This is a genomic window from Frisingicoccus caecimuris, assembly GCF_004340975.1.
GTDB classification, from domain to species: Bacteria; Bacillota; Clostridia; order Lachnospirales; family Lachnospiraceae; genus Frisingicoccus; species Frisingicoccus caecimuris.
Window position 1 is genome coordinate 232,674 of the sequence record NZ_SLXA01000003.1, and the last position, 17,353, is coordinate 250,026.

At 45.1% G+C, this 17,353-nt stretch carries 18 protein-coding genes and 1 other annotated feature (1 of these 19 running past the window's edge); of the genes, 17 read left to right on the top strand and 1 reads right to left on the bottom strand.

The window, feature by feature from the left end; translation table 11 throughout:
* Positions 1 to 162 (top strand) — a binding site (T-box leader); it begins 70 nt to the left of the window's first position.
* Between the two features lie 37 nt (positions 163 to 199).
* From EV212_RS05190 to EV212_RS05255, 15 genes are all read left to right on the top strand, one after another.
* Positions 200 to 2,857, top strand: a complete 2,658-nt coding sequence (locus EV212_RS05190) for a valine--tRNA ligase (RefSeq protein ID WP_132089871.1) — start codon at positions 200 to 202, stop codon at positions 2,855 to 2,857.
* On the top strand, positions 2,854 to 4,182 hold the full coding sequence (locus tag EV212_RS05195) for a bifunctional folylpolyglutamate synthase/dihydrofolate synthase (protein ID WP_132089874.1): 1,329 nt from the start codon (positions 2,854 to 2,856) through the stop codon (positions 4,180 to 4,182). The genes EV212_RS05190 and EV212_RS05195 overlap by 4 nt, the downstream gene beginning before the upstream one ends.
* A complete protein-coding gene (locus tag EV212_RS13425; RefSeq protein WP_165873304.1) occupies positions 4,175 to 4,336 on the top strand; it encodes a hypothetical protein in 162 nt (53 codons plus the stop codon). The genes EV212_RS05195 and EV212_RS13425 overlap by 8 nt, the downstream gene beginning before the upstream one ends.
* Before the next feature lie 11 nt (positions 4,337 to 4,347).
* Positions 4,348 to 5,757 (top strand): tetratricopeptide repeat protein, encoded by a 1,410-nt coding sequence (locus EV212_RS05200; protein ID WP_132089877.1) that lies wholly within the window; start codon positions 4,348 to 4,350, stop codon positions 5,755 to 5,757.
* A gap of 79 nt (positions 5,758 to 5,836) precedes the next feature.
* Positions 5,837 to 6,175: an STAS domain-containing protein gene (locus tag EV212_RS05205; RefSeq protein ID WP_165873305.1), complete on the top strand. Its 339-nt coding sequence runs from the start codon at positions 5,837 to 5,839 to the stop codon at positions 6,173 to 6,175.
* On the top strand, positions 6,162 to 6,587 hold the full coding sequence (gene spoIIAB / locus EV212_RS05210) for an anti-sigma F factor (protein ID WP_132089883.1): 426 nt from the start codon (positions 6,162 to 6,164) through the stop codon (positions 6,585 to 6,587). The genes EV212_RS05205 and spoIIAB overlap by 14 nt, the downstream gene beginning before the upstream one ends.
* A 6-nt stretch (positions 6,588 to 6,593) precedes the next feature.
* Entirely contained in the window at positions 6,594 to 7,310 is a 717-nt protein-coding gene (locus EV212_RS05215; protein WP_132089886.1) for a SigF/SigG family RNA polymerase sporulation sigma factor, read from the top strand.
* 110 nt (positions 7,311 to 7,420) lie between these two features.
* Positions 7,421 to 8,374, top strand: coding sequence for a 2-hydroxyacid dehydrogenase (locus tag EV212_RS05220; RefSeq protein ID WP_132089889.1), 954 nt, complete (start codon positions 7,421 to 7,423; stop codon positions 8,372 to 8,374).
* Positions 8,375 to 8,482: 108 nt separating this feature from the next.
* The gene (locus EV212_RS05225; RefSeq protein ID WP_132089892.1) at positions 8,483 to 8,671 is read left to right on the top strand and encodes a hypothetical protein; all 189 of its coding nucleotides are present in this window, start codon (positions 8,483 to 8,485) and stop codon (positions 8,669 to 8,671) included.
* Complete coding sequence (locus tag EV212_RS05230; RefSeq protein ID WP_132089895.1) at positions 8,659 to 9,294, top strand: stage V sporulation protein AA; 636 nt, start codon at positions 8,659 to 8,661, stop codon at positions 9,292 to 9,294. Before EV212_RS05225 ends, EV212_RS05230 begins: the two co-directional genes overlap by 13 nt.
* 3 nt (positions 9,295 to 9,297) lie before the next feature.
* Positions 9,298 to 9,705 carry a stage V sporulation protein AB gene (locus tag EV212_RS05235; RefSeq protein WP_132089898.1) on the top strand — a complete coding sequence of 136 codons (408 nt, stop codon included), beginning with the start codon at positions 9,298 to 9,300 and terminating at the stop codon, positions 9,703 to 9,705.
* Between the two features lie 13 nt (positions 9,706 to 9,718).
* Positions 9,719 to 10,165, top strand: a complete 447-nt coding sequence (locus EV212_RS05240; protein ID WP_243115466.1) for a SpoVA/SpoVAEb family sporulation membrane protein — start codon at positions 9,719 to 9,721, stop codon at positions 10,163 to 10,165.
* A 10-nt stretch (positions 10,166 to 10,175) separates the two neighbouring features.
* Complete coding sequence (gene spoVAD / locus EV212_RS05245; RefSeq protein ID WP_132089904.1) at positions 10,176 to 11,216, top strand: stage V sporulation protein AD; 1,041 nt, start codon at positions 10,176 to 10,178, stop codon at positions 11,214 to 11,216.
* Positions 11,217 to 11,265: 49 nt separating this feature from the next.
* Complete coding sequence (locus EV212_RS05250) at positions 11,266 to 12,447, top strand: aminotransferase class I/II-fold pyridoxal phosphate-dependent enzyme (protein WP_207669066.1); 1,182 nt, start codon at positions 11,266 to 11,268, stop codon at positions 12,445 to 12,447.
* 88 nt (positions 12,448 to 12,535) lie between these two features.
* A complete protein-coding gene (locus EV212_RS05255; RefSeq protein WP_132089910.1) occupies positions 12,536 to 12,892 on the top strand; it encodes a SpoVA/SpoVAEb family sporulation membrane protein in 357 nt (118 codons plus the stop codon).
* A 150-nt stretch (positions 12,893 to 13,042) separates the two neighbouring features.
* Here the strand turns inward: EV212_RS05255 and EV212_RS05260 are convergent, their stop codons facing one another.
* Complete coding sequence (locus tag EV212_RS05260; RefSeq protein ID WP_165873306.1) at positions 13,043 to 15,640, bottom strand: transglycosylase domain-containing protein; 2,598 nt, start codon at positions 15,638 to 15,640, stop codon at positions 13,043 to 13,045.
* 144 nt (positions 15,641 to 15,784) lie between these two features.
* Here EV212_RS05260 and EV212_RS05265 point away from each other — a divergent pair, with 144 nt between their 5' ends.
* Entirely contained in the window at positions 15,785 to 16,432 is a 648-nt protein-coding gene (locus EV212_RS05265; protein WP_132089917.1) for a YigZ family protein, read from the top strand.
* A gap of 98 nt (positions 16,433 to 16,530) precedes the next feature.
* Complete coding sequence (locus EV212_RS05270) at positions 16,531 to 17,346, top strand: transporter substrate-binding domain-containing protein (RefSeq protein ID WP_207669067.1); 816 nt, start codon at positions 16,531 to 16,533, stop codon at positions 17,344 to 17,346.
* Positions 17,347 to 17,353: the final 7 nt, after the last annotated feature.

A 17,353-nucleotide genomic window follows, 5' to 3' on the forward strand; every position in this document is an offset into this window, starting at 1 on the left:
ATCTGAAGAAGTGGGTTCCGAAGGTAGCTTTTGAACAGGACAGGTGAAATCAGGTTTGGCAAGTAGCCGGTCACGGGCGGTTCCGTTAAAGACCGGAGAGATGTACGGGAATTCTGTTTTTTCCGTATAATTAAGGTGGTAACGCGAGCTTTCGCCCTTATGGGGGCGGAAGCTCTTTCAATTTTAAGGAGGAAAAAAGATGCAGTTGGAGAAAAACTACAATCCGTCGGCCATTGAGGATAAGCTTTATCAGAAATGGCTCGACCATAAATATTTTCATGCGGAGGTGGACCGGAGTAAGAAACCGTTTACAATCGTGATTCCGCCGCCAAATATCACGGGACAGCTTCACATGGGTCATGCCCTTGACAATACATTACAGGATATTTTGATTCGTTCCAAACGGATGCAGGGATATAATGCCCTCTGGCAGCCGGGAACAGACCATGCAAGTATTGCAACGGAAGTTAAGATTCTGGAGAAGTTAAAAGAAGAAGGTATCAGCAAAAAAGATTTAGGTCGGGAAGCTTTTTTGGAGAGGGCCTGGGATTGGAAGAAAGAGTATGGAGGACGTATTATCAGCCAGCTTAAAAAACTGGGATCTTCCTGTGACTGGGACAGAGAGCGATTTACCATGGATGAAGGATGCAATAAAGCCGTTGAGGAAGTGTTTGTACGTCTCCATGAAAAAGGATTGATCTATAAAGGTGCAAGAATTATCAACTGGTGTCCGGTATGTAAAACATCCATTTCCGATGCGGAAGTTGAATATGAGGACCAGGCAGGTCATTTTTGGCATATCAATTATCCGGTCGTTGGCTCTGATGAAATGGTGGAAATTGCCACAACCCGTCCGGAAACCATGTTGGGTGATACGGCGGTAGCCGTACATCCGGAGGATGAACGTTATCAACATCTCATCGGAAAGAAGGTTCTTTTGCCAATCGTTAATAAAGAGATTCCGGTGGTAGCAGATGAGTATGTAGATAAAGAATTTGGAACTGGAGCGGTTAAAATCACACCAGCACATGACCCGAATGACTTTGAAGTGGGCAAGAGACACAATCTGGAACAGATCAACATCATGAACGATGATGCCACTATCAACGAAAACGGCGGGAAGTATGCCGGTATGGACCGTTATGAGGCCCGTAAGGCCATTGTAGAAGAGTTGGACCGTCTCGGTCTGCTCGTACGGATTGAAGATTACAATCACAATGTAGGTACCCATGACCGGTGCAAGACGACGGTAGAACCGCTGATTAAGCAGCAGTGGTTTGTTAAGATGGAGGAGCTGGCAAAACCGGCCGTTACAGCATTGAAAAAAGGTGACTTAAAATTTGTTCCAGAACGGTTTGATAAGACCTATCTTCACTGGCTGGAAAATATCCGCGACTGGTGTATCTCCCGTCAGCTCTGGTGGGGACACCGGATTCCGGCATATTATTGTCAGGATTGCGGTGAGATCATGGTGGCCCGAAAAGCCGATGCACCGAAAACCTGCTGTAAGTGCGGCAGCCATCATATTGTTCAGGATGAAGATACGTTGGATACATGGTTCAGCTCGGCTCTGTGGCCGTTTTCCACATTGGGATGGCCGGATAAGACAGAAGATCTGGATTACTTCTACCCGACAAATGTTCTTGTTACCGGTTATGATATTATTTTCTTCTGGGTTATCCGTATGGTATTCTCGGGCCTTGAGCATATGGGCGAGGTTCCATTTGATACAGTTCTCATCCATGGTCTTGTGAGAGATTCCCAGGGACGGAAAATGAGTAAGTCTCTTGGAAATGGCATCGATCCGCTGGAAGTTATTGATAAATACGGTGCCGATGCGCTGCGGTTTACCCTTGTTACAGGCAATGCGCCTGGAAACGATATGCGTTTCTACTGGGAGCGGGTGGAAGCCAGCCGTAATTTTGCGAATAAAGTATGGAATGCCTCCCGGTTTATGCTGATGAATTTTGAGCAGGCGGAAGAAGCAGGCATTTCTATAGACAATGTGACATTAGATGATCTGACTCAGGCAGATAAGTGGATATTGTCCAAGGCAAACACACTGGCGAAAGACGTTACAGCCAATATGGATAAATACGAGCTTGGCATTGCCGTTCAGAAATTGTATGATTTTATCTGGGAAGAATTCTGTGACTGGTATATCGAGATAGTTAAACCACGTCTGTACAATAATGAGGATACGACGAAGGCTGCGGCTCTCTGGACATTAAAAACGGTCCTCATCCAGGCATTAAAGCTTCTTCACCCATATATGCCGTTTATCACAGAAGAAATTTTCTGCAATGTTCAGGAGGAAGAGGAATCCATTATGATTTCTTCCTGGCCGGAATATAGGGAAGAATGGAATTTTGAAGCGGATGAAAATGCGGTAGAGACGATTAAAGAGGCTGTCCGCGGTATCCGTAATGTGCGAACAGGTATGAATGTGCCGCCGAGCAAGAAGGCAAAGGTCATCGTTGTTTCTGAAAGCGAAGCTGTTCGCAGGATTTTTGAAGATGGTAAAGTATTCTTTGCCACATTGGCCCATGCCAGCGATGTTTTGATTCAGGCCGATAAGACAGGCATTGAAAAGGATGCCGTATCCGCAGTGATTCACCAGGCGGTCATCTACATGCCGTTTGCTGAGCTGGTGGATATTGGCGAAGAAAAAGCCCGGCTGGCCAAAGAGGAAGAAAAGCTTCACAAAGAGATTGCCAGAGCATCGGGAATGTTGAATAATCCGAACTTTGTCAGCAAAGCGCCGGAAGCAAAGATTCAGGCCGAGCGGGACAAGCTGGAAAAATACACCCAGATGTTAAAGCAGGTTGAAGAACGATTGGAAGCTTTAAACGGATGATGAATGATATTGTTGAATACTTGTATCATATCCCCCGGTTCGTAAGGACCGGGGGTCTTGAACAGACCCGGGAGCGTTTAAGACTTCTCGGAAGCCCGGAAAAGAGTTTTCATTATATTCATGTGGCGGGAACCAACGGCAAGGGTTCGGTCTGCGCTTATATGGAATCCTGTCTGCGGGAAATGGGGTTTAAGACCGGGCTCTTTACTTCACCTCATCTGGTCCGTATCAATGAGCGGATACGTATCAATAACAGAGAGATCAGTGACAAGGCTTTTTCGGAAGCTTTTTATAAAGTTAAGGCATTGGTGGATGCTCAGAGCGCTGAGGGGATTGTCCATCCGACCTTTTTTGAGTTTATTTATCTGATGGCCATGTGTGCGTTTCAAAAAGCCGGGATTGAATATGGCGTCATTGAAACGGGACTTGGCGGTCGGCTGGATCTGACCAATGCGGTGGAAGCGCCGGATCTGACTGTCATCACCTCCATCGGACTGGACCATACGGCCATACTTGGTGACACAATTGAAAAAATTGCGGCGGAGAAAGCGGGTATCATCAAACCGGGAGTGCCTCTTGTCTATCTGGCGGCCCGTCCGGATGCCGTCCGGGTGATTGAAACGCGGGCTAATGAGCAGCATCTTTCGGAGAGGCCCATGTGTTATCCGGTAAAACCGGAATGGATGGAAGACATTTCCGCAGAGGAAGCCCACATACAGTTCTCTTTAGTGTGTCCATATTTTAAAAAGTATGATATAATGCTTAATACCAGCGGCATGTATCAGGTGGAAAATGGGGCTTTGGCAGTGACAGCCATGGAAGTTCTCCGAGAGTTTTCAGACTGGAAAATGACAGAGACAGATTTTCGTGAGAAAGTTTTGAAGGGTGTCCGGCATATGACCTGGCCGGGACGGATGGAGCCGGTGGGCAGAGATATTTATGTGGATGGCGCTCACAATGACGATGGTATTCGGGAACTGGTACGTTCGGTGGACCGGATATTTTCACAGAGAGATATTTATCTGATATTTGCTGTAGCAGAGGATAAGGATTATCAGGAGATGGTCCGACATTTGTGCGGTATACGCCGGCTGAAAGGTATCATTGTGACCGAGATTGATAATGGCCGGCGCCGGGATTTTCATGAAGTAATGAAAGATTTTCAAAAAAACTGGCATGGAAATATTCAGGGTACATATAATGTAAGTGAGGCCATTATGACCGGACAGGAATGGAAGGGCAGAGATGGCGTTCTTATATGTACAGGCTCTCTCTATCTGGTCGGCCATGTGAAAGAGCTTCTGGGAGGAGATTTAGATGATTAACTTTGATGAAGAACTTAAAAAATACAAACCGAGTCTTGAAGTGGACCAGGCGGAAGAGGCAATTCAAAGAAATGACCTCAGGGATGTCATCGATATTGTTGAAGAGATGATGAAAGAATTCCGCAGTGATCCAAAGGGTTTTAAACAGTTTTAGGAGGGACGTGTATGAATTGTCCAAAATGCGGTACGCCCCTTGAAAATACATACCGTTGTCCGAAATGTGAATATGAAGAACCGACGATGAAGCGGATTATCCGGGCTTCGAATGATCATTACAATGTGGGTTTAAGTAAAGCGAAGTTACGGGATCTGAGCGGCGCCATCACGTCATTGCAGATGAGTCTGAAATACAATAAACGTAATACAAAGGCCCGGAATCTTTTAGGTCTGGTTTATTTTCAGATGGGAGAAACAGTATCTGCTTTGAGTGAGTGGGTCATTAGTGTCCATTTTCAGGGTAAAGGAAATGTTGCCCGGAATTATATTAAAAAGGTTCAGAATAATCAGGGGCAGCTCCAGGTCATCAACAATACGATTCAGAATTATAATCTGGCTTTGAAATATCTGGAGGAAGGCAACGGTGATCTGGCTATTATTGAATTAAAAAAAGTAGTCAACCTGAATCCGAATTATATTCGGGCCTATCAGCTTTTAGGTCTTTTATATATTCAACATAAGCAATATTCTGCGGCGAGGAAGATATTATCCAGAGCGCTGAAGCTGGACCGGAATAATATTACAACCGTTCGCTATATGAATGAGTTGGTCGGGTATTCCAGACAGAGGCGGAAAGGTGGGGACGTGGAGCGGGAAAAAGCTGCCTATGTTCAGATTAAAGACCCGAATCCTATCGTTATTGAGCGAACATCGGGAGGCTATACGGATTTTAATACAAGTACGCTTTCCTTTGTAAATATACTGATCGGTATTATTATCGGCGCTGCAGTGGTTGGCCTTTTGCTCGTACCATCGATTCAGAAGACCAAAGCATCGGAATACAATCAGGCGGTGGTTGGGTATAGCAGTCAGGTTTCCGAAAGAAATAAGGAAATTACGTCACTTCAGAATCAGGTGGATACGCTGACCGATGAAAATGATAAATTGAAAAATAATATGGACAGTGTAGGAAGCGGGGCGGACAGTGAGCAGAATGATAAACGTTTGATTCAGGCGATGAAGTCTTATCTGGATAATGATTTTGTGACGGCCGGAACAGTGCTGGCGGATGTGGATAAGACGCTTTTGGATGGCCAGGAGGCTCAGGATGTTTATGATTTTCTGCTGACAAATACCAAAGATACGGTTATTAACCAGCTTTATGAGGAGGCCTGTGAGTATTACGATCAGAAGGATTATATGAATGCGGTGACCTATTTCCGTAAAGTGCTGAATCTGAATCCGGATTCGGTGGAGGCCTGGTATAATATGGGACGGGCATATCAGTACCTGACGGATTTCGAACAGGCCAGAAATTGTTATAATACGATCATTAATAATTACGGTGACAGTGATTATGCGAATGATGCGCGGACTTATCTGAGCCAGATTGAGAGCCGTATATCGGAAGGTGAATAAAACTGAAATTGAGAAACAAAAGATGAGAAACTCATACATGTGGGGGGCTCATCTTTTTTGCTGTATAGGAGGTATGACAATGGAAATGGAATATCAGGTGAAAGGTCCCTATCTGATCATTCAGGTAGGAAGGGAATTGGATCATCATCAGGCAGAGCATATACGGCAGGTACTGGAACGTATCGGACGAGAACGGGATATTCGGAATATTATTTTTGATTTTACAAAGACAACGTTTATGGACAGTTCCGGTGTGGGGATGCTGATCAGCCGGTATCGGGATCTTTCCATGTGCGGCGGTACGGTATGTGCGGCGGGCGTATGTCCGGCGGTGGAAAAACTTTTTTACGTGTCCGGTCTGCATAAAATTATTCGGGTCTATTCGGAAGTGGAGGATGTTTTCAATGGACAAAAATGAAATAAAAGTAATATTTGACAGTTGTTCGGAAAATGAAAGCTTTGCCCGGATGGTAATTTCTGCGTTTGTGGCCCGTCTGGATCCGACGCTGGAAGAACTGGCGGATATAAAGACAGCAATTTCTGAGGCGGTAACAAATAGTATTATTCATGGTTACGGCGGTGGTAAGGGCGATATAGAAATGTATGGCCGGATTGATGACAGGGAGGTGGTCGTGGAAGTTGTGGATTTTGGCGTGGGCATTGAAAACATTGAGAAGGCTATGGAGCCAATGTTTACGACAAGGCCGGATATTGATCGTTCGGGTATGGGATTCGCTTTTATGGAGGCGTTTATGGATGAACTGAAGGTAGAGTCCGAGCCGGGAAAGGGAACCCGTATCGTTATGAAAAAGAGACTGGGAGTGGTCTGACAATCTATGGAATTTCTTGAGTTACTTTTAGCCGCTAAATCAGGAGATAAGAAGTCAAGAGATTTACTTGTAGAAAAAAATATGGGACTTGTGTGGAGTGTGGTCCGACGTTTCGCTCATCGGGGGTATGAAGCGGAGGACTTGTTTCAGATCGGTGTCATCGGTCTGATGAAAGCGATCGACTATTTTGATACGAGCTATGATGTACGGTTTTCTACCTATGCGGTGCCGATGATCTCCGGGGAGATCAAGCGGTTTCTCCGGGATGATGGAATGATCAAGGTCAGTCGGTCTCTGAAAGAGCATTCGTGGAAAATTCAGAAAGCCAGAGAGACGTTGAACCATCAGAATGGTCGTGAAGCTTCGTTAAGTGAGCTTTGTGCCTGTACCGGTCTGGAGCCGGAGGATATTATTTCAGCCATGGAAGCCGGGTCGGAGGTTGAATCGTTAAATAAGGTGATATTCCAGAGCGATGGTCAGCCGGTACATTTGGTGGATAAACTGATTGAAAAGAAAGACAGCCATGGAGAACTTTTAGACCATCTGCTGATCGAGGAATTGTTGGCGAATCTGGATGCGAGGGAGCGGGAACTGATTATTCTCAGATATTATTGTAATGAGACTCAGAGTAAAATTGCTGAACATTTTGGTGTTTCTCAGGTTCAGGTGTCCCGAATGGAAAAGCGGATTCTGAAGCGGATGAGGGAGATTATCGACCAGTAATCATACCCAGAATTGGGATTGCATTTCACCTGTATTTGGGTGTATTATAGAGATACGGGCATCCGCCTGAAAGGAGTATAATAAGGATTACATCGAGGAGGAATTTTAGTATGAAAATCAGTTTATTAGAGCCGATTGGGGTATCACAGGCAGTATTGGATGAACTTTCACAGGGGTTGAAGGACAGGGGTCATGAATTCTGTTATTATGATACAAAGACTACAGATTTGGAAGAACTTAAAAAACGTACCGCAGGATGTGACATTGCCATGATCGCCAACAATCCATATCCGGCAGAGGTTGTGGAATCTGCAGATGCTTTAAAGATGATTTCCGTAGCATTTACAGGAATCGATCATATTGGTGTACAGGCATGCAGAGATAAGAATATTATGATCTGTAATGCGGCCGGTTATTCGAATCAGACGGTGGCAGAGTTGGTGATCGGTATGGCGATTGCTGGTCTGAGAAATGTGGCAAAGGCAAATGATGTGGTTCGTAAAGGCGGTACAAGTGCAGGTATCGGCGGCCGCGAAATCTGTGGACGTACGGTAGGTATTATCGGTCTTGGAAAGATTGGTATGGTTGCTGCAAAATTGTTCCTGGCTTTTGGCGCAAAGGTTATTGCTTATAACCGGAGTCAGACCGAGGAAGCCAAAGCTCTTGGTATTGAATATAAATCACTGGATGAAGTATTATCCGAAAGTGATATCGTTTCTTTGAATATGCCGTTAAATGACAGTACACGGGGATTTATCAGTGCAGATAAGATTGCGCTTATGAAACCGGATACGGTATTTATCAACTGTGCCCGCGGACCGATCGTAGACAATGCGGCGCTGGCAAAGGCATTGAATGAAGATAAATTAGGCTTTGCATGTCTGGACGTATTTGATATGGAACCGCCGATTCCGGAAGATTATCCGATCCTTTCCGCAAAGAATACGCTGCTGACACCGCATCAGGCTTTTATCTCTGAGGAATCTATGATTCGCCGTGCGAAAATTGTTTTTGATAATGTGTATGCTTATCTGGATGGTTCACCGGTGAATGTGTGTAAATAATTAAATAGCTTTTTTATGAATACATCTTTTGAAAAAACAAGCATTTTTTTCAAAAGATGTATTTTTTTATGTTGGTCAGGAATAATAAGGTTCAAAGGAGTGATGAAAATGCATGAAATACGGGGTTTTAAAATTTTCATATGCCTGATATTGACAGTCGTCGCTGCAGTTCTCTGGCTGAGTGTGTGGAGTCGTTTTGCTTCCAATGTGGGTCAGACAACTTATGAGGATGCGGTTTTTGTGGAAATAGAAGATCATGCGCCAAAGGAAGGAGAGGATACTCTTTGGAGCATATAAAATCAGATATTTATATTAAGCTGGATGCCCATGTCCGTGTCGACCAAAAACAGGTCAGACTGAAGGATATGGCCAGTATTTACTGCAACGATGAGGAACTGATGCAGCGGGTTAAGAATGTGCCGGTATTTTCATTTCAGGAAACGGATGGAGAAAAAGAGGTTATCTCTATTCTCTATGTTTATGAGGCGATTTACAGGTTTTTGGGGAGGGATTTAGAGATCCATTCCACAGGAAGCAGTGACTGTCTGGTAGACTTGATTTCCGGAAAGAGGCCATCTGGTCTATGGAGTCATATTCAAGTTGTTCTGGTCAGTCTGGTCACATTTTTCGGGGCAGCCTTTTCTATCATGACTTATAATGAGGACGCAGGAGTGGAAGACCTTTTTGATACGCTGTATGAAATGTTTTTGGGACCGGACAGCGGCAATGGTGTGTTAGAGGCGACCTATTCCGTGGGAATTGCACTTGGCATTCTTGTATTTTTTAATCATTTTGAAAAGAAGGGGCGCAGGAATCCAACAGCCATGGAAATTCAAATGGATAAGTATGAAGAGGATATGGTGGATGCCTATGTAAAATCTTCGGACCGTCGGGGAAAATCACTGGATGTGGAGGATTAGAATATGGAAAACCTTGCATTGGCTTTTATTGGTGTATCTTCCGGGTTTACAGTGGCGGCTGCTCTGTTTGCTCTGATCGCCACCATTGGTGTATTGAACCGATTAGCTCAGGTGACCCACAGCGCCTCCCGAATTCGATGGTATGAGGTCTGTTTTATAGCTGGAGGCATCATTGGAAATTTGCTTTGGATTTATCAGTGGCATATACCGGTGGGTTTATCATGGGAGATGGGAATCTTTGGTCTGTTCATGGGAATATATGTGGGCTGTTTTATCGGAGCATTGGCCGAAGTCGTTAATGTATTTCCGATTTTATTTCATCGGCTGCGGCTAAGGGAGGGGATGAAAGCATTTATCTGGGCCATAGCTCTGGGAAAAGCTGTCGGTGGAATCATAGAATTTTTTGTGTGAGGAGGAAAAGGCATTGAATAAGAAAGAATATCAGGACTATGTAGAACAGGTAACGCCAAAAGTCAATGGATGGCTTTCGTTTTTGAAGGCTTTTGTCAGCGGCGGCATCATCTGTGTGATCGGCCAGTGTCTGTACAACTGGTTTAAATCCCAGGGGATGATGCACACACTGGCGAACAATTACACAACACTTATACTGATCTTGATCAGCGTTCTTTTAACAGGATTCAACCTGGTAGGACCGATTACAAAATTTGCCGGGGCCGGATATCTCGTGCCAATTACCGGTTTTGCCAATTCGGTGGCCTCCTGTGCGATAGAATTTAAGCGTGAAGGACAGGTATTTGGTATCGGCAGTCAGATTTTTAATATTGCCGGGCCGGTCATTTTATATGGTATAGTGACAAGTTGGTTTTTTGGCTTGATTTATTGGATACTTATGAGTATCGGAATGGTATAGGAGGGCAGTTATGGGAACAAAGAGACAGGGCAGATATACAGTGATGTTTGAAAAACCTCCGATAATCCGCAGCTATGCGGCTATTGTGGGAGAAAAGGAATCAGAAGGACCTTTAGGGGCTTATTTTGACACCGTATGCGAAGACCCGATGATGGGACAGGACAGTTGGGAGGCAGCGGAAGGTCAGCTTCAATACACGGCCGTATTAAAAGCGCTGGATAAGGCATTTTTACGGCCGGAGGATATTGATTATCTGTTTGCCGGGGATTTGCTCGGTCAGACGATTGCCACTTCCTTTGGCGTCATGGAGCTGCAGATTCCCCATTTTGGTCTTTATGGTGCATGTTCGACGATGGGAGAGTCTCTGAGTCTGGCTTCTATGGCGATTGATGGCGGTTTTGCCAGTCGTGTAGTGGCGGTGACTTCCAGCCATTTTGCCAGTGCTGAAAAGCAATTTCGTTATCCTCTGGGATATGGTAATCAGCGCTCTTTAGCGTCTACATGGACGGTAACAGGAAGCGGCGCCCTTGTTTTGGAAAACGCGGAGGAATGTTCGGAGCAGGCGGCAAAAAAATGTGTTCGTGTTCATGGGATAACGACAGGAAAAATTATGGATTATGGCATTAAGGATTCCCAGAATATGGGGGCCTGCATGGCGCCGGCCGCCGCCCTTGTTATTGCCAGTCATTTAAAGGACATGAATCGGAAACCGGAGGACTACGACCGGATCATTACCGGAGATCTGGGGACTGTCGGTCAGAAAATTTTATTTGAATTGATGCGTGAGGAAGGCTACGATATTGAAGGGTCTCATATGGATTGCGGTATTGAAATTTTTGACCATGAGACTCAGGATACCCATGCCGGGGGAAGTGGATGTGGATGTTCGGCTGTGACTTTATGCAGCTATGTCATGCATCAGATGGAAATCGGAGAGTGGAAACGGGTCCTTTTTGTTCCGACGGGGGCGTTGTTGTCAAAAATAAGTTTTAACGAGGGGTTGAGTATTCCGGGGATTGCCCACGGTGTAGTGCTTGAAAAAGACGGATGATTGGTCTATAATAAATACAATATGATAAAATTTTAAAGGAGCGATGAGGATGAAATTCCATTTTGCCGAACATTTGGACAGCTTTGAGGCAGGGATATTTGCCATATTAAATGAGAAAAAAGAGGAGCTTCTGCGGCAGGGAAGAGAAGTATATAATCTGTCCGTGGGAACGCCGGATTTTAAACCGGCACCCCATGTGATGGAAGCTTTTTGTAAAGCATGCCAGGATCCGGAGAACTATAAGTATTCTCTGGTGGACATGCCGGAGCTTTTAGATGCGGTGGCCGGCCATTATGAGCGTCGGTATGGCGTACATATTGAACATGATGAAATTATGTCCATTAACGGTTCTCAGGAAGGGATCGCCCACATTGCCATGGCTCTGTGTGATGCGGAAGATGTGGTCCTTGTGCCCAATCCAGGATATCCGATTTTCTCAGTCGGACCATTTTTATGCGGTGCTGTGCCTGTGACTTATGATCTGCGTCCGGAGAATCATTTCCTGCCGGATTTTGACAGCATTTCGGAAGAAGTGGCAAAGAAAGCAAAATTTATAATTGTATCCTATCCGCTGAATCCGGTCTGTGTGACGGCAAATGATCGGATGTACGAAGAACTCATTCGTTTTGCGGAGAAATATCAGATTATTGTCCTGCATGACAATGCTTACTCAGATATCATTTACGGCGGAAGAAAGGGCGGTTCTTTCCTGGCGTATGATGGGGCAAAGGATGTGGGCGTGGAATTTTACTCTCTTTCTAAATCCTATAATCTGACGGGAGCCAGAATTTCTTTTGTGATTGGCAATAAGGAGATTATCAGTAAGTTTAAGACGGTTCGGTCTCAGATCGATTACGGCGTATTTAAACCGGTACAGTATGGCGCCATTGCGGCTTTGAACGGACCTCAGGATGCGGTGCTTGAGCAGTGTGCTGAGTATGAACGGCGAAATCATGCACTTTGCGGAGGCTTGCGCCGTATCGGATGGAATGTACCGGACAGTGAGGGGACCATGTTCGCCTGGGCGCCGATTCCGGACGGGTATGTATCCTCCGAACAATTTTGTATGGACCTGGCGGACAAAACCGGTGTTATCTGTACGCCGGGAAGCAGTTTCGGAAGTCTGGGAAGCCGTTATGTTCGATTTGCGCTGGTGCGGGATGTTCCGACGATGGAAAAAATCGTACAAATTATTGATGAAAGCGGTATTTTAAAGAATAGAGTAAATTGATTGCTCCCGGGTATATTACGGTGGTTTTTGCACATACTTTCCATAAGAGCCCGCAGGTCGGACTGTGGGATGGAAAGGAAGATGTATAATGATGTTTCTTAAAGCTTTTTTAGTGGGAGGCCTGATTTGTGGGCTGATTCAGATTTTGATGGATCGGACCAAACTCCTTCCGGGACGCATTATGGTACTGCTCGTCTGTCTGGGAATCGCGGCAGGAGTCCTTGGTATTTATAAACCTCTGGTGGATTTTGCCGGGGCAGGGGCTACCGTACCGCTGTGCGGCTTTGGTTACAGCTTGTGGGAAGGTGTTAAAGGCGCAATCAATGATGAAGGATTTATTGGGATTTTTAAAGGTGGGTTTAGTGCGTCGTCGATTGGAATCAGCGCGTCTCTGCTGATTTCTTATCTGGCATCTCTCATTTTTAATCCAAAGATGAAAAAGTAGATGAAAAAGAACGTCCCCAAAGTTATTTGATGACTTTGGGGACGTTCTTTTATTTATGCGAGCAACGAGCCAGGCAGCCGCACTTGTGCGGATATTTGGCGATTGTTGCGATAACGAGTGAAACGCGCAAAACGTGTTTCATCTCGTTGGTCAGCCAACAGGTGTTGGCGCTGTCGGATCTGTCGGAGTTGTCGGTGTCGTTGGAGTTGTCGGTGTCGTTGGAGTTTCACCAGATGGCTCTGTACTTGGAGTCGTCGTCGGAGTCGTTTCAGACGTTGTACTTTCAACAGATGTTGTTTCCGGCGGGCATGTGCAGTAGTAACCAGGTATTTCTGATGAAGAACGATATTCTTTATAAGAAGTGCTCTTCGAGTTTCCATTTGCAATACCACCGCATACATTACAAATTGTTGCACCAATGTGGTCATTACAGTAACCGCTTGGCAGTGATGTTAAATCAAAATATTCGGTGACCGGTGTACATGCGGAGGTTCCGACAAGCTTTCCGGATTTGGAGCAGACGGTCCGTGTACCGATATTTTCCGGTACGGTAAAGGAAGTCGGCTCATAGCCGCATTCTGCATCAATCCGGCGCATGATTGTTGCCCACAGATATTCGTGTTCAGTTTCGCTTAACTCACCTTCCATTGCATAGCTCTGATCGTAACCAAGCCAGATACCAGCAGTCAGATATGGAGTATAGCCCACGAACCAGAGGTCCTTACTGTCGGAAGTTGTACCGGTTTTTCCGGCCACATCCATACCGTCATGAAGAGCACAGGCGGTACCGGTACCTTTGGTGACAACGTCCTGCATGGCGCTGGTCAGAAGGTAAGCGGTTGTTTCTTTAATAACCTGTTTTCCCTGAGGATTTGTATTATCCAGAAGGACATTACCATCACGGTCAACGACTTTGGAATAGAAGACCGGACGGACATATTTACCGCCGTTGGCAATGGCAGCATAAGCTCCGGTTATTTCCAGGTTGGTAACACCATAGGTCAGACCGCCAAGAGCAAAGGATTCTACATAGTCGCTGTCAGTCAATGTGGTAATACCAAGTTTCCGGCAGTAGTCAATGGCAAGTTCCGGCGTAACATCCTCCACAAAGAATTTTGTCGTTACAACGTTCATGGACTGGGTAATGGCATAACGCACCGTAGCCAGTCCCCAGTATCCCGAATACCAGTTGACCGGGCTGTAGCCGGATGGTGTGGTGTACGGCGCATCCATTTTTGTACTGCCAAGTGTCAGCCCTGCCGCATCCAGACCCGGAAGATAACATCCAAGAATCTTGAAACAGGAACCTGGCTGACGTGTGGCCTGAGTCTCGCGGCTGAAGGATAAGCTTTCCTGCTTCTCATTACGTCCACCGGCAATGGCTTTTACTTCCCCGGTCCGCTGATCCATCAGCACAAATGAGGACTGCATCGCATATGGCTGGTAAAAGGTTTCAGCGAGGGTATTCTCTTCCGTGATACCAAGGGCTTCTTTATAATGATTAATATCATTCCAGGCTTCGTCCGCATTATTATAAATCAGTTTGAAGCTGGAGTTTTCATTGTTCCAATACCAGTACTGCATCGTTAACTGGTCGTAGTTTGAGGTACTTCCGTCTTCTTCCATAACGGAACAGCGCCATTCCAGGCCAAGAGCGTTATTATAACCAAAGTTGGAATCATCATGATATTCTTCGTCAACAATCGTCTGCATCTGGTTATCCTGCGCCAGATAGACTTTGAGGCCGCCGCCGTATAGTTTGTTGACGGCCTGCTCCTGGGTGTAGCCAAGCTGATCCTGAAGGTCCTGAAGTACCTGACGGATTGCCGCATCTTCGTAATAAGTAAAGACACGATGATTATCGCCCTGTTCTTCAGCCCGGGCAGCAATACGTTCATAGACATTATCGGCGATCGCTTCGTCGTATTGTTCCTGGGTCAGGTAACCCTGCTCCAGCATATTTCCAAGGGTTTTATCCCGTCGCTCTTTGTTATTATCCGGATAGTACATCGGATCAAACCAGGTCGGGCTCTTGGCGATACTTGCAAGAACGGCCGCTTCAGAAGCATTGACTTCCGAACAGGATTTACCGAAATATCTCTGAGAAGCTGCTTCAACACCATAGGTCGAAGCCCCGAGATTGATGGTATTTAAGTAGGCTTCCAAAATCTCATCCTTGGACATCGTTTTTTCGAGTTCAAGAGCAAGATATTGTTCCTGAAATTTACGTTTGAATTTTAAAAGCAGTGAATCTTCATCACCGCCGCCAAAAACATTAATTTTCAGAAGCTGCTGTGTGATGGTACTGGCACCTTCGGAGAAATCACCGGAGGTAACACCGACAACGAAGGCACGAACAATACCTTTTGGGTCAATACCATTATGCTCTCTGAAACGTTCATCCTCCAGAGCGATAAAAGCGTTCTGGAGAACTTCCGGCATCTCGCTGATACTTTTTTGAATACGGTTAGTTTCCGGTTGATAAAGCTGTGTCAGCAGGTTACCGTCCTTATCATAAATAAAGGATTTATAACCCTCAGGAATAACATCTTCCACACTGATCTGAGGAGCAGAGTCTAATACACCTCTGAGACCTCCGATTGCGGCGGCGATACCCATAACGCCGATGGCGATCAGGGCAAAAATAAAAATGCGGAATATATTAAAACTGACTTTATGCTTAGCTTTAGGAATATCAGAACGTATGTGTTTTTCTTTTTTTTGCGTTCCGTGTTTACTGTAGTCCATAAAATTATAGCCTCCTTTACAAATGTACATTATAACAAATATATGCAGTGAAAGCAAAGAAAATTTTGAATTATTGCTGAATTAATGGTACACTGTCTAATATATTATAAAAATTTGAAATAAACCTGAAAGGATTTGAACAGGATGGATGGAGTCAAAATCGTTTATCAGGGCGGAGAAGGAGAGATTGTTGAAAAAAAATCTCGTTTTATAGCAACAGTATGCCCAGTTAATTCAGAACAAGACGCAGTACAGTTTATAGAACAAATGAAAAAGAAATATTGGGATGCCCGGCATAATTGCCATGCATTTGTGATCGGGGAGCGGAATGAGGTTTCTCGATGCAGTGACGACGGTGAGCCGTCGGGGACCGCCGGGAAACCTATGTTGGACGTGCTTTTAGGGTCAGGGCTGCACAATGTCTGCGTAGTCGTGACCCGATATTTCGGGGGAACCCTTTTAGGAACGGGGGGCCTTGTGCGGGCCTATAGTCAGGCCGTTCAGGAAGGGCTTGCAAACAGCGTGATCGTGGAGAAGATTATGAGCTGTCGAATGAAAATTTATACAGATTATAATGGTATTGGGAAAATTCAATATATTCTTGGAAAAAGTCGGGCAATTACTGTCAGTACGGATTACACAGAACGGGTGGTTGTTGAAATACTGATAGAAAAAGGGCTTTTTGACGGGCTCTGCAAAGAAATAGTGGAGGCGACGAGTGGAAAGGCGGAGTTTGAAAAACTGGAAGAGTGCTATTGTGCCGCCGCCGATGGTGAAGTTATTGTATTTTGATGTATTTTTATGCGAAAATGCTTGCATTTTATGGAACATTTATTGTATACTGTAGAATGTTAAATATTTAGATTTAATTTATCAGGAGGAGAGAAACAATGAAAAAAATAGTAAGTTTAGCATGTGTGCTGGCTTTGTCCGTATCCGTGATGGCTGGCTGCAGCTCAAAAAGCGAAGAAACAAAGGCGGCAGAGACGACTGCCGATACAACAGCGGAAACTGGCGCTGAAAGCACAGCAGCCGGAGATTCCGGTAAGTTGATCATGGCTACAGAGGCTGGTTTTGCTCCATATGAATATACAGAAGATGGAGAGACAGTTATTGGTGTGGATGTGGATATTGCTAATGAAATTGCAAAAGCTATGGGTAAAGAACTGGTAATCCAGAATATGACTTTTGATGGCGCGTTACTGGCTGTACAGCAGGGCGTTGTTGATTTTGCGGCGGCAGGTATTTCTGTAACACCGGATCGTCAGGAAGAGATGGATTTTACTATTGAATATGCGACCTCCAAACAGGTGGTTGTTGTGAAAAAAGATGCCGGAAAGATTGAATCTGTAGAAGATGTGACAGAAGGAACTATTGTTGGCGTTCAGATGGGAACGACCGGTGATTTTTATTGCACAGATGATCTGGGATGCGAAGTAAAACAGTTTGGTAAATATGCGGAAGCAGCTCTGGAACTTAAAAATGATAAATTAGACTGTATTGTCATGGATTCTCTTCCAGCCGAACAGCTTGTAGCTGCCAACGACGACCTGGAAATCCTTGATGGTGAGCTTTTTACAGATAAATATGCCATCGCAGTAAAGAAAGGTAATACAGAGCTTCTTGATCAGATGAATGAAGTATTACAGCAGCTCATTGATGAAGGTAAGATTGACGAATTTACAATCAATCATACAACAAAATAGGATTTGA

Coding starts and splice junctions, on each gene's coding strand:
- EV212_RS05190 (WP_132089871.1), top strand. CDS start 200: ATGCAGTTGGAGAAAAACTACAATCCGTCGGCCATTGAGGATAAGCTT.
- EV212_RS05195 (WP_132089874.1), top strand. CDS start 2,854: ATGATGAATGATATTGTTGAATACTTGTATCATATCCCCCGGTTCGTA.
- EV212_RS13425 (WP_165873304.1), top strand. CDS start 4,175: ATGATTAACTTTGATGAAGAACTTAAAAAATACAAACCGAGTCTTGAA.
- EV212_RS05200 (WP_132089877.1), top strand. CDS start 4,348: ATGAATTGTCCAAAATGCGGTACGCCCCTTGAAAATACATACCGTTGT.
- EV212_RS05205 (WP_165873305.1), top strand. CDS start 5,837: ATGGAAATGGAATATCAGGTGAAAGGTCCCTATCTGATCATTCAGGTA.
- spoIIAB (WP_132089883.1), top strand. CDS start 6,162: ATGGACAAAAATGAAATAAAAGTAATATTTGACAGTTGTTCGGAAAAT.
- EV212_RS05215 (WP_132089886.1), top strand. CDS start 6,594: ATGGAATTTCTTGAGTTACTTTTAGCCGCTAAATCAGGAGATAAGAAG.
- EV212_RS05220 (WP_132089889.1), top strand. CDS start 7,421: ATGAAAATCAGTTTATTAGAGCCGATTGGGGTATCACAGGCAGTATTG.
- EV212_RS05225 (WP_132089892.1), top strand. CDS start 8,483: ATGCATGAAATACGGGGTTTTAAAATTTTCATATGCCTGATATTGACA.
- EV212_RS05235 (WP_132089898.1), top strand. CDS start 9,298: ATGGAAAACCTTGCATTGGCTTTTATTGGTGTATCTTCCGGGTTTACA.
- spoVAD (WP_132089904.1), top strand. CDS start 10,176: ATGGGAACAAAGAGACAGGGCAGATATACAGTGATGTTTGAAAAACCT.
- EV212_RS05250 (WP_207669066.1), top strand. CDS start 11,266: ATGAAATTCCATTTTGCCGAACATTTGGACAGCTTTGAGGCAGGGATA.
- EV212_RS05255 (WP_132089910.1), top strand. CDS start 12,536: ATGATGTTTCTTAAAGCTTTTTTAGTGGGAGGCCTGATTTGTGGGCTG.
- EV212_RS05260 (WP_165873306.1), bottom strand. CDS start 15,640: ATGGACTACAGTAAACACGGAACGCAAAAAAAAGAAAAACACATACGT.
- EV212_RS05265 (WP_132089917.1), top strand. CDS start 15,785: ATGGATGGAGTCAAAATCGTTTATCAGGGCGGAGAAGGAGAGATTGTT.
- EV212_RS05270 (WP_207669067.1), top strand. CDS start 16,531: ATGAAAAAAATAGTAAGTTTAGCATGTGTGCTGGCTTTGTCCGTATCC.